This window comes from Brenneria sp. hezel4-2-4 (assembly GCF_013155275.1).
GTDB lineage: Bacteria > Pseudomonadota > Gammaproteobacteria > Enterobacterales > Enterobacteriaceae > Brenneria.
The window spans coordinates 596,180-607,050 of record NZ_JABJXS010000003.1; the positions used below are offsets into that span (position 1 = coordinate 596,180).

General features: G+C 52.9%; 12 protein-coding genes. 10 read left to right on the top strand and 2 right to left on the bottom strand.

All coding sequences use genetic code 11. The annotated features are described in order from the left end of the window. Position 1: 1 nt before the first annotated feature. The 10 genes from cobU to HOY33_RS09570 all read left to right on the top strand — a co-directional run bounded on the left by cobU (position 2) and on the right by HOY33_RS09570 (position 9,447). Positions 2 to 547 carry a bifunctional adenosylcobinamide kinase/adenosylcobinamide-phosphate guanylyltransferase gene (cobU, locus tag HOY33_RS09525; RefSeq protein ID WP_172289967.1) on the top strand — a complete coding sequence of 182 codons (546 nt, stop codon included), beginning with the start codon at positions 2 to 4 and terminating at the stop codon, positions 545 to 547. Continuing rightward, on the top strand, positions 544 to 1,299 hold the full coding sequence (cobS, locus tag HOY33_RS09530; RefSeq protein WP_172289968.1) for an adenosylcobinamide-GDP ribazoletransferase: 756 nt from the start codon (positions 544 to 546) through the stop codon (positions 1,297 to 1,299). Before cobU ends, cobS begins: the two co-directional genes overlap by 4 nt. A gap of 48 nt (positions 1,300 to 1,347) precedes the next feature. Continuing rightward, the gene (locus HOY33_RS09535) at positions 1,348 to 1,956 is read left to right on the top strand and encodes an adenosylcobalamin/alpha-ribazole phosphatase (RefSeq protein WP_172289969.1); all 609 of its coding nucleotides are present in this window, start codon (positions 1,348 to 1,350) and stop codon (positions 1,954 to 1,956) included. 16 nt (positions 1,957 to 1,972) lie between these two features. After that, positions 1,973 to 3,037, top strand: a complete 1,065-nt coding sequence (cobT, locus tag HOY33_RS09540; protein WP_172290032.1) for a nicotinate-nucleotide--dimethylbenzimidazole phosphoribosyltransferase — start codon at positions 1,973 to 1,975, stop codon at positions 3,035 to 3,037. A 386-nt stretch (positions 3,038 to 3,423) separates the two neighbouring features. Beyond that, the gene (locus tag HOY33_RS09545; protein WP_172289970.1) at positions 3,424 to 4,314 is read left to right on the top strand and encodes a MurR/RpiR family transcriptional regulator; all 891 of its coding nucleotides are present in this window, start codon (positions 3,424 to 3,426) and stop codon (positions 4,312 to 4,314) included. A gap of 72 nt (positions 4,315 to 4,386) precedes the next feature. Further along, entirely contained in the window at positions 4,387 to 5,520 is a 1,134-nt protein-coding gene (locus HOY33_RS09550; protein ID WP_172289971.1) for an ABC transporter substrate-binding protein, read from the top strand. Further along, positions 5,520 to 6,641, top strand: coding sequence for an ABC transporter ATP-binding protein (locus tag HOY33_RS09555; protein WP_172289972.1), 1,122 nt, complete (start codon positions 5,520 to 5,522; stop codon positions 6,639 to 6,641). The genes HOY33_RS09550 and HOY33_RS09555 overlap by 1 nt, the downstream gene beginning before the upstream one ends. Next, positions 6,638 to 7,489 (top strand): ABC transporter permease, encoded by an 852-nt coding sequence (locus HOY33_RS09560; RefSeq protein WP_172289973.1) that lies wholly within the window; start codon positions 6,638 to 6,640, stop codon positions 7,487 to 7,489. Before HOY33_RS09555 ends, HOY33_RS09560 begins: the two co-directional genes overlap by 4 nt. After that, positions 7,486 to 8,265 (top strand): ABC transporter permease, encoded by a 780-nt coding sequence (locus HOY33_RS09565; protein WP_172289974.1) that lies wholly within the window; start codon positions 7,486 to 7,488, stop codon positions 8,263 to 8,265. Before HOY33_RS09560 ends, HOY33_RS09565 begins: the two co-directional genes overlap by 4 nt. A 30-nt stretch (positions 8,266 to 8,295) precedes the next feature. Then, entirely contained in the window at positions 8,296 to 9,447 is a 1,152-nt protein-coding gene (locus HOY33_RS09570) for a Xaa-Pro peptidase family protein (RefSeq protein ID WP_172289975.1), read from the top strand. 85 nt (positions 9,448 to 9,532) lie between these two features. Here HOY33_RS09570 and HOY33_RS09575 read toward each other — a convergent pair whose 3' ends face one another. Both HOY33_RS09575 and HOY33_RS09580 read right to left on the bottom strand, forming a co-directional pair. Further along, a complete protein-coding gene (locus HOY33_RS09575; protein WP_216660445.1) occupies positions 9,533 to 10,024 on the bottom strand; it encodes a FidL-like protein in 492 nt (163 codons plus the stop codon). 2 nt (positions 10,025 to 10,026) lie between these two features. After that, positions 10,027 to 10,854, bottom strand: a complete 828-nt coding sequence (locus HOY33_RS09580; RefSeq protein WP_172289976.1) for a winged helix-turn-helix domain-containing protein — start codon at positions 10,852 to 10,854, stop codon at positions 10,027 to 10,029. Between the last annotated feature and the right edge of the window lie 17 nt (positions 10,855 to 10,871).

Here is a 10,871-nt window from a genome sequence, read left to right on the forward strand (position 1 = left end):
GGTGATTTTAATTACTGGCGGTGCGCGCAGCGGTAAAAGCGCGTTGGCGGAGAAACTGGCGGCGCGATGCCGCGATCGGGTGCTGTATATCGCCACGTCGGTGGTGACCGACGATGAGATGGCCGAGCGGGTGCGGCGGCATCAGCAGGGCCGTCCGGCCCACTGGCGCACCTGGGAAGGCTATCGCGATCTGGGGGCGGTGATCGCGCATCAGGTGGCCGGGGATGAAGCGGTGATCCTCGAATGCATCACCACCATGATAACCAATGTGCTATTCGAGCAGGCGGGGGACACATCGCCTGAACAGATGGATTTCCCGGCGATAGAGGCCGCTATCGGGCAGCAGATCGACGAATTGATCGCCGCCTGCTCATACAGCGCCGCGCCGATCTATCTGGTCACCAACGAACTGGGCATGGGCATTGTGCCGGAAAATCGTCTGGCGCGGCACTTCCGGGATATCGCCGGGCGCGTTAACCAGCGGCTGGCCGCGGCGGCGGAATCGGTTTATCTGGTGGTGTCGGGCATTGAGGTAAAAATCAAATGAGTCTGCGTCTGTTTCTCGCCACGTTGCAATTTATGACCCGTATTCCCGTGCCGGCACGCTGGACGCAGGGGCTGGATATGCAGCAGTACGTGCGGGGCATCATCGGCTTTCCGTTTATCGGCCTGATCGTGGGGGGAATTGCCGGCGCGGTGTTTGTTGCGGTTGCGCCGTGGAGCGGCGTGCCGTTGGCGGCATTGGCCTATGTGTTGGCGCTGGCGCTGATTACCGGCGCCTTTCATCTGGATGGGTTGGCGGATACCTGTGACGGCGTGTTTTCCGCCCGAACGCGCGAAAAAATGCTGGAAATTATGCGCGACAGCCGACTTGGCACCAATGGCGGGCTGGCGCTGATTTTTATTGTGATCGCCAAAGTGCTGGTGGTCAGTGAGCTGGCGTTGCGCGGCACATCGATGCTGACGATGCTGACGATGCTGACGGCGGCTTCGGTGACCGGCCGCACGGCCATTGTGCTGCTGATGTATCGTCAGCGCTATGCCCGTGAGGGCAACGGGCTGGGCAATCTGTATATCGGCCGGGTTAGCGGGCGGCAAACGCTGGCGACGCTGTGCGGCGGCGTTTTGCTGGCGGGGCTGCTGGGGCAGGGGCCGGCGTTGTTGGCGTTTGGCGTCACCCTGATGCTTATCTGGCTGCTGGGCGCTTACCTGCGCCGTCGTTTGGGCGGGCAAACCGGCGACACGCTTGGCGCTGCGGCGGAAATCGGCGAACTGGCGTTTTTACTGGCTCTGCTGTGAAGCATTGGCGGCAGGTGGTGAAGATAAGACGAAAGATAAGGGGAAAATATGCGGTTGTTTCTGGTCAGGCACGGACAGACTGAGGCCAATCTCAGCGGCGTTTTTTGTGGTTCAACCGATGTCGGTCTGACGGAAAACGGCGTGGCGCAGGCTCGGCAGACGGCCGGCTGGCTGGCCGATGTTGTCTTTTCGTCCGCCGTCAGCAGCGCGTTATGGCGGGCGAAGCAAACGGCGGAAATTGTGCTGGCCGCCCGGGGAATAACGGCTATTGCCGATCCCTGCCTGAACGAAATGCATTTTGGCGACTGGGAAATGCGCCATCACCGCGACTTGCAGCATGAGGATGCCGAAGGTTGGGCCGCCTGGGTAGCGGACTGGCAGCAGGCCAGCCCGACAGGCGGAGAGGCCTTTCCTGCGTTTGCGGCGCGAGTGGAAAATTTCGCTCAGACATTACTGACGCAGAACACTAAACATAATCAACTGATCGTCGCGCATCAGGGGGGGTTGAGTTTATTGCTGGCGACGCTGTTGGCGATGCCACCCTCCGCGATGTGGCATTTTCATTTCGATCAAGACGCCTACAGCGTGCTGGATATTCAGGATGGCTTTGTCACGCTGAAGGCATTTAATCATCGGGCGCGTTGGCTAAGCGTTTAATAACGAGAACAACATGATGCAAATACACTTACCGCAAACACTCTCATCGCTGGTGGAATCCATTGCTCCGCTGGATAAGGCCGCCATGCAGCATACCGCCGTCAGGATTGACGGCTTGTTGAAGCCGACAGGCAGCCTTGGCCGACTGGAAACGCTGGCAATCCAGCTTGCCGGCATGCGCGGTCTAGCCGGCCATCAGGTCGCCCGCAAGCAGATTATCGTGATGGCGGCCGATCACGGCGTCTATGACGAGGGGGTGGCGATTTCCCCGCGCGCGGTGACGGCGATTCAGGCCGCCAATATGGTAAAAGGGATTACCGGCGTTTGCGTACTGGCCGCCAATGCCGGCACCGAGGTGAAAATTGTCGATGTCGGCATCGACAGCGATCCCTTGCCCGGCGTGTTGAACATGAAGGTTCGGCGCGGTAGCGGCAATATTCGCCGTGAAGCGGCCATGACGCGCCAACAGGCCGAAGGTTTGCTGCTCGACTGCGCGCGGCTGACCATGCGGCAGGCGTCTGAGGGTGTCCGGGTATTTGGCGTCGGTGAGTTGGGGATGGCGAATACCACCCCCGCCGCCGCGCTGGTCAGCGTATTAACCGATAGCGACCCGCATCAGGTCGTCGGTATCGGCGCCAACTTCCCCAGCGAACGGTTAGATCATAAAGTGGCCGTGGTGCGTGAAGCCATCGCGTTTAACCAACCCGACGCCCATGACGGCGTGGACGTACTGGCTAAAGTCGGCGGTTTCGATCTGGCGGGCATGGCCGGCGTCATGCTGGGGGCCGCGGCCGCTGGGTTACCCGTGGTGCTGGACGGCTTTCTTTCCTATGCGTCGGCGCTGGCCGTCTGCCGTATCGCGCCGCAGGCGCGTGATTATCTGATCCCTTCCCATCTCTCGGCGGAAAAGGGCGCGATGATTGCTATGCGCCATTTACAACTGGAGCCTTATTTGCAATTGGGCATGCGGCTTGGCGAAGGCAGCGGCGCGGCCATCGCCATGCATCTGATCGATGCCGCCTGTGCGATGCACAATAATATGGGGCAGTTGGCGGACAGCCATATTGTCCTGCCGGCATAACTGAAACCTGCGGCGGATAGCTCGGTATATTACTTACCTCTCTATCGACGGGAAAAAGTGCGATCTTTTTTCCGTCTCACCTCGCGATTCATCTACATTTTGACAGAATCTGCCTTTGTTTTCGCCTGTTAACAGGAGGAATAGATAATAATGAACTATATTATCTATTTTATATTTTTATGGAATGATAGCTATCATGTAAATGAAACTATTAACAGCCTATATATGTGTCTGATATGTTTATTTCTTATTGCTGTAGCAATTGATTTAAATATATCCGTCTGATTTGCATTGTTTTTGCATGTCAGTTTTAAAAAAATGAATTTTATTGTTGCAAACACAACATGTTTGCATTTTACTGTAGTCACGAAATTATTGGGGTGTATATGAATTTCACAAGTCTGGTCGGTGAACGTTTTTCAAGTCTGACGCCGGCACAGCAGCTTATTGCTCGTTATATCGAAAGGAATAAGGAACGAGTGGCGTTCATGACGGCCAAGCAGTTAGCGGGGGCGATAAATGTGAGCGATGCGGCGATAATCCGGTTTTCTCGTGCATTAGGCTACCGTGGTTATACGCATCTGCGTGAAGATCTGGGCGAGGCGTTGATTGAAAAAACGGGCTTAAGCGGTGTATTCCAATGGGCTCCGATGTCATCAAGCGATACTGAATTAAAAGAACAGGTATTTGCAAATGGCAGTTTGTTAATAGAGCAAACCGCGGCCTTAAATCAACCGGAAACCATTGTTCGTATCGCCGATAAATTGGTGTCGGCCAGGCGTATATGGGTTACGGCGCATGGCACCACCCACGCCATGGCCGTCTATCTGGCAATGCAGCTCAATGTGCTGAAAAATGCGGAAGTGTTCAATATTGGCGTGGGCGACATCGCCGACCGTATAAGGCATGTGAGTGAGGAAGATGTCTTTATCGGCATCGGGTATGAACGCTATATTCCTTATACCATTGAAATGATGCATCTTGCCCGTCTTCGTGGGGCCTATATCGTCGCGGTGACCGATCGACCTTCATCTCCATTAGCTAACGAATCTAATGAGGCGCTTTATGTCGCCCACAGTACGTCGCAGGTAGCCTGGTGGTCACAGATCGGAACGTTGATTATAGCTGATTGGCTAATGTCACAAATGGTGGTGCGAAATACGGAAAATGTAAGAGGAAAACTACAAGAGTCGGATAAAGTTTGGGAATTGCTTGGTCATTGGAAAAATGACAACACCAGGGAAACACTTATAAATAAAAGATTAAATAAAAAGTAATATTTGTTGTTAATATATTATTTATACCAGAATGGAGTGGTTTTCGTTATCTTTTATCAAAGGACAATGAGTATGAGTAATAAAAATGAAGATAGACTTTCCACCGGTCAGGAATCAGCAGTGGAAAGTATTGATACCGTACGTCGCCGGTTAATAAAACAAAGCTCCATTATTAGCGCAGGCGTGGCGCTTGGCGCTTTTTCAGTTCCTGCGGCATTCGCCAAAGGAAATCAGGAAGTGATTGTCCGGGGATTAGGCGGCGCTTATCAGGAAGCAATGGATACCGCTATTTATAAGCCTTTTACTGCGGCAACCGGCGTTAATGTCAAAGTTATAACGACAACAGCCTCGCAAATATTGGCAATGGTAAAAGCTGGGCGGGTAAGCATCGATGTTCTGGATTTAGGCGATATTATTCAGTTTAATCTGGATAAAGCCGGCATATTAGCTCCCATCAATTACTCGGCAATGAAATTCTGTGATCCGAATGACATTCTGCCGGAACTTCGCCACCCGAATATGGTCGGCAATCTTTTGTTCGCCACCGTTATCGCCTACAACACCGATGTTTTTAGCGCAGAATCGCACCCTAAAAGCTGGGCGGAATTTTGGGACGCCAGGCAGTTTCCCGGCGCCCGAACGTTGGCGGATATGCGGTCCGGCGGGATTGATTTGGAGTTTGCGTTGTTGGCTGACGGTGTGGATAAATCGCAGATCTACCCTGTCGATATCGAGCGCGCGTTTGCCTCTTTAAGCAAAATCAAACCTTATGTTTCAAAATGGTGGGACACCGGCGCGGTTTCCGCGCAGTTACTGGAACGCAAAGATGCGGTAGTCGGCGCTATCTGGAACGGCAGGGCGCAGGCGTTAATCGATCAGGGAGCGCCGCTGGCGATCGAGTGGAATCAGGCTAAACAGCAGGTGCAATATTGGAGCGTGGTTAAAGGCGCGCCGAACCCTGAAAATGCGCAGTTGCTGATTGATTTCGCCTTGCAGCCGGAGGTTCAGGCCAAGCTGACCCAGTATATCGCCTATGGCCCGACTAATAAAAAAGCCTTCGACTTTGTGCGGCCGGAAGATCGGATGAAGCTGCCCTCGAACCCGGCATATTTTTCACATACTTTTGTGCAGGATGCGCAGTGGTGGTCGGAAAATCTGGAACAGGTGGGCAAGGTCTGGCAACCGTGGATCCTGGGTCAGGCTTAATGAGTGGCGCTAATTTGTTACTTCGTTCCCGCCAGGTGAAGGCGGGGGCGGAGCTTCGTCTGGAAGGGTTGACCCGGCGTTTTGGTCAGACGGCCGCGGTGGATAATCTGAATCTGAAGGTCGAACCGGGGGAGTTCGTTACGCTGCTGGGCGCCAGCGGGTCGGGGAAAACCACCACGCTGATGATGGTCGGAGGGTTTACGGCGCCGACCGCCGGTCGGATCCTGATCGGCGGCAAGAATGTGACGGATTTACCGCCCGCCAAACGGGATCTGGGGGTGGTGTTCCAGAATTACGCCTTATTCCCGCATCTCTCGGTGTTCCGCAACCTGGCATTTCCGTTGGAAATGCGCGGCGTGTCGGGGAAAGTCATCCGGCGGAAAGTGGCCGATGCCCTGGACATGGTGCAGTTGTCCGATAAAAGTCAGCGGCTGCCCGATGAGTTATCCGGCGGGCAGCAACAGCGGATCGCCCTGGCCAGAGCATTGATTTTCGAACCTCAGGCGCTGTTGATGGACGAGCCGCTGGGGGCGCTGGATAAAAAACTGCGCGAGTATATGCAACTGGAATTAAAACGCCTGCATACTTCATGTGGGGCGACGGTTCTGTTCGTCACCCATGATCAGGAAGAAGCACTCACGCTTTCCGATCGGGTGGCGGTTATGCAGGATGGGCGGATTGCGCAAATCGACACCCCGCAATCTTTGTACGAGCGGCCGGAAAACCGCTGGGTCGCCGAATTTATCGGCCAGTCCAACTTTATCGGCGGGTATATCGATGGGGTTGATGCCGCGGGCTATGACGTCAGGTTAGATAGCGGCGAACGGGTCCGCGGGCGGGGAGTCAGGCATCTGTCCGGCGGACAGCGTGTATCCGCAGTGTTGCGCCCGGAGAAGATTCGTCTGGCGGCGGCGGGGCGGCTGGCGGTCAACGCGGTGGTCAGTGAAGTGTTGTATCTGGGACATACGGTGAAAGTGACCGTGCGGCTTAATGATGGCACGGCGCTGCTGGTTCAGACTCAGAATATCGATCTGGAAAGGGCGATAACCCCCGGGATGACGATTTCTCTCGGCTGGCGGCCGGAAAGCCTGTGGTTTATTGCCGGAGAACAAGGCGCATGAGTTTACCGATACCGGCCCGGCGGCATTGGAAGCCCTGGCTGCTGCTGGCGCCGTCGTTGCTGGCGCTGCTGATATTTTTTATTTATCCGTTGATAAAAATGCTGAGCGTCAGCGTCTATAGCCCGGATTTTACCTGGATGCACTACCTGCGGATTCTCCATGAGCCTGTTTGGTTGAATGTGCTGTGGATCACCCTGCGTATTTCCCTGTTAGTGACGTTAAGCACCTTGCTGCTGGGTTATCCTTTGGCCTGGTTTCTGGCAAGGCTGCAACCCCGTACGGCGAATATCTTGCTGATTGTGGTGATTATTCCTTATTTCACCAGTGTGCTGGTACGCACTTATGCCTGGATGGTGTTATTGGGGAGCGAAGGTATTATCAACCAGCTTTTAATCACCACCGGGTTAATCAGCGAACCGCTTAAGCTGATGTATTCCTCAACGGGCGTGTTGATCGGTATGACCTATATTCTGCTGCCTTATATGATTCTGGCGCTATACAGCGTAATGCGCGGAATTGACCTGGGATTGCTGAGCGCCGCGGAAAGCCTGGGGGCTTCCCGTCGCCGGGCCTTTTGGCGGATCGTCGTTCCTCTCTCTTTGCCTGGCGTGGCGGCCGGCGGGTTGCTGGTGTTCATTTTGTCTCTGGGGTTCTTTATTACGCCTGCGCTGATGGGCGGCCCGCAGCAGACAATGATTTCGATGGTGATTGAAAGCCAAATAGAAACTTATTTCGACTGGGGATTCGGCGCTGCGCTGTCATCGGTATTGCTGGTCTGTACGTTATTGCTATTCTGGCTTTATCAGCGGCTGATCGGGTTAGATCGCTTGTTCGAGGCAAAACAATGAGTACCATCAAACCGGGGCTGTTTTCGCTGATTATGGCGATACTGGTGCTGTTATTTCTGGCGTTGCCCATCATGATTATTTTCCCGCTGGCGTTTAGTCAGTCGGCCTATCTGACTTTTCCGCCTGGCGGATTTTCCCTGCGCTGGATGGAAAAGGTGCTGACCGATACGGGCTGGCTGGATTCGCTATGGCTGAGTTTCCGTATCGCTATGATGGCGACGCTACTGGCGATGATATTAAGCCTATTTATGGCGATGGCATTGGTTCGCTTTCGTTTTACCGGTAAGAAAATTATCTATGTGTTGGTATTACTGCCGATGATCGTTCCTAATATTATATCGGCGCTCTCATTGTTATTTTTCTTTTCCGCTGTGGATATATTTAATAGCATCAGCGCGATTATTATTGGTCATACGATAATTTCATTACCTGTGGCGACGATTATTATTTCCTCCACTTTACAGGGAATAGACCGCCAGCTTGAGTATGCGGCGATGAGCCTTGGCGCCGGCAGCTTTGCCGTGTTTCGGCGTATTACCTTTCCACTCGCCGCCCCGGGCATGATATCGGCGGCGATTTTCGCGTTTCTCAGCTCTTTTGATGAGTTATTGATTGCGATGTTTATGGCTGGCAATGAAGCGCAAACGCTATCGGTGCGCATATGGAACAGCGTACAGTTCCAGCTCGATCCGACTATTGCGGCGGTGAGCGTATTGCTGGTTCTGATTACCATTGTCACGTTGCTGACCGCTAACTTAATAACAAGAAAACGATAGCAATATTGTGAGTTTTTTGAAGGAATAAAAATGAATAGTCATCAAAATTTGATTTTTTCATTAGAAGAATATCATCAGCGCGTCGAACAGACGCGTTCTCATATGCGCGCCAAAGACGTCGATCTATTATTGATCGACCAAACGGAATTTTTATTTTATCTGACCGGATTCGGCATTTCCGAAAATATGTACCGCGCCTGTTTATTACCGCTAGAAGGTGAACCGGTGATGGTATTCCGTGCGATGGATGAGCATACTTTTCAGGAAAACAGTTGGATAACGGATACCGTGACTTTTGCCGACTGGCAAGATCCTATCGACGTGGTCGTCGACACCATCGTGCGGCGTGGCTGGGAGCAACTGAAAATCGGCGTCGATTTTGATTCTTACTGTATGACGTTGAACCGTTTTAATCGCCTGCAACGCCGTCTTGCCACCCAGCCTTTCCGCGATTTTTCCGGGGTACTGGAACGGCTGCGGGAGTGCAAAACGCCACGGGAGATTGACTATATTTCCGCAGCCGCGCGGGTGGGCGATATCGCTTTGTCCGCCGCGGTCTCCGGGCTGGGCGTAGGCAAGACCGAACGTGATGCGGCGGCTATCGTCCATCAGGTGTTTATGCAAAACGGGTTGGATTCCTCCCGCTACGGCATTATCACCAGCGGCGTCGGGAACAGTTTTTTGCACGGTAATCTGCACGATCGGCCGCTGGCGACGGGGGATATTGTCCATATGGAGCTGTTGCCAATTCTGCATGGCTACCACGCCCGATTGATGCGCCCGGCGATCGTCGGACGGGCATCGCAACGACAACAGGAGATAGCGGAACAGCTAATCAAGATTCAGGACGCGCAGTTTGCCGCCATGCGGCCAGGCGCGCTGGCGAAAGATATTGACGCGTTGGCCCGCGATGCCGTGCTGGCGGCCGGCCTGCGGGAAGATTATGTCAATATTACCGGATATACATTGGGGTATTATTCGCAATCTACGCCTCATACCAGCGATTTCAGCCGCGTCTTTTTACCCAACGCGGAGTGGCGTCTCAAACCGGACATGGTATTTCATATGTATATTTATGCCGAGGGGCTGGCTTTCAGCGAGACCATTGCCATTACCGGGCAGGGATACGCCCGTTTAACCCGGGCGCCGCGTCAGTTATTTATCGCCGACAGTATTTGCTGACGCTTGCCTCGTATGCTCGGCAGCGCGCATACGAGGCATTATTCCCGATTGAGATCGTTTCCCGTTGCCGCAACGCAACGGGCGTTTAATAGGTGGTACAGGTGAAAAGGTAAGAAATCGGGCCGCCAATCAGATAGGATTTGTCCTGAATGGGAATCACATCCAGTTGCAGCGTCCTATTATCGATGATTAATTCCGCGAGCAACTGATTGAATAGCGCATCCGGGGTGTTATCCGTTGGCGAGGCCACAATGTCGTTGATCTGGTATCGGAAGGTATCGCTATCGATTTTCCCTCCTTGTCCCAGATGGAGTGTACGGTTGAGAACCGTGATATTTTCATTATGAATAGCGCGGCCGTTCAGTAAAAAATAGCCTGAATTTTTGTCCTGAAAGCGCAGATCCTGTGCAAGATAAAACTCCAGATGATTATCATCCTGTGACAGGTTATAGCGGGTAAAGGCCGAACACTTAAACGGCCAGATAGTGTGCTGACTGGAAAAAAGCACGGCAAATAGCACAATCAGCAGCGACAGAATACCGATGGCGATGACCGTATGGCGGCTGAATTTTTTCAACGTTATCTCCAGTCGTAATAATAAAAATTATCGCAGGAGATAATGTCATTTTTTATCCCCAGTTGACAAAATGACAACATGGTGCGGCCATAACTTTGTGTGGAATAGGACGTATAATTATCGAAAATGATTTTTCGGTTTTTGCCGCACTGTAATTTATTCTCATCAAGAATTTTTACGATCTGTTTATCGATCGCTTCCCGATCTTTGCTATCCATGTTTTTGAGATAGGTGACGTTGCAATCTCCCTGCAACACATCATTCACCGGCTCGATCTCCCGCTCTTCCAGCGGATCCCGGAACTGGAGAAGCAGCAATCCCACTAGCAGCAGACTAAAGCCGACGCACAAAATCAGAAACCAGGTTTTTCTTTTGTTGTTGCTGCCATTTTGTGCCGGATTCGCCGGTGTTTCGGGGGGCTGAACTGCGGACGGCGCCTGTTCGACGGGTGGCGTTTCCTCCACGGGCAGCGGTTGCTCCAGGGATAAAGGCGGCGCAGCGTCATCGCGATGGATGGGGATATCGGTGTTCAGACGAAAACCAATTTTGGGAATGGTGACGATCAGATTTTCACAGCCATAGCCGGCCAGAGCGCGGCGCAGGATGCTGATATATTGGTTGAGATTGCTATTGGTGCCGCGCAGGCCATATTTGTCCCATACCTCGGTCAGCAGATATTCCCGGGTCAGGGTTTCTCCGCCGGAGAGCAGCAACTGTTCGAGCAAACGGCAGGCGGGGATGCTAAGTTTAATAAAATCATCGTCTTGATGGTTTACCAGGGTACAATCATCGGGATTGAATCTGATCTCCTCCGCTATGATATAAATCATCAAGTTACCTGTAGAAA

Coding starts and splice junctions, on each gene's coding strand:
- cobS (WP_172289968.1), top strand. CDS start 544: ATGAGTCTGCGTCTGTTTCTCGCCACGTTGCAATTTATGACCCGTATT.
- HOY33_RS09535 (WP_172289969.1), top strand. CDS start 1,348: ATGCGGTTGTTTCTGGTCAGGCACGGACAGACTGAGGCCAATCTCAGC.
- cobT (WP_172290032.1), top strand. CDS start 1,973: ATGCAAATACACTTACCGCAAACACTCTCATCGCTGGTGGAATCCATT.
- HOY33_RS09545 (WP_172289970.1), top strand. CDS start 3,424: ATGAATTTCACAAGTCTGGTCGGTGAACGTTTTTCAAGTCTGACGCCG.
- HOY33_RS09550 (WP_172289971.1), top strand. CDS start 4,387: ATGAGTAATAAAAATGAAGATAGACTTTCCACCGGTCAGGAATCAGCA.
- HOY33_RS09555 (WP_172289972.1), top strand. CDS start 5,520: ATGAGTGGCGCTAATTTGTTACTTCGTTCCCGCCAGGTGAAGGCGGGG.
- HOY33_RS09560 (WP_172289973.1), top strand. CDS start 6,638: ATGAGTTTACCGATACCGGCCCGGCGGCATTGGAAGCCCTGGCTGCTG.
- HOY33_RS09565 (WP_172289974.1), top strand. CDS start 7,486: ATGAGTACCATCAAACCGGGGCTGTTTTCGCTGATTATGGCGATACTG.
- HOY33_RS09570 (WP_172289975.1), top strand. CDS start 8,296: ATGAATAGTCATCAAAATTTGATTTTTTCATTAGAAGAATATCATCAG.
- HOY33_RS09580 (WP_172289976.1), bottom strand. CDS start 10,854: ATGATTTATATCATAGCGGAGGAGATCAGATTCAATCCCGATGATTGT.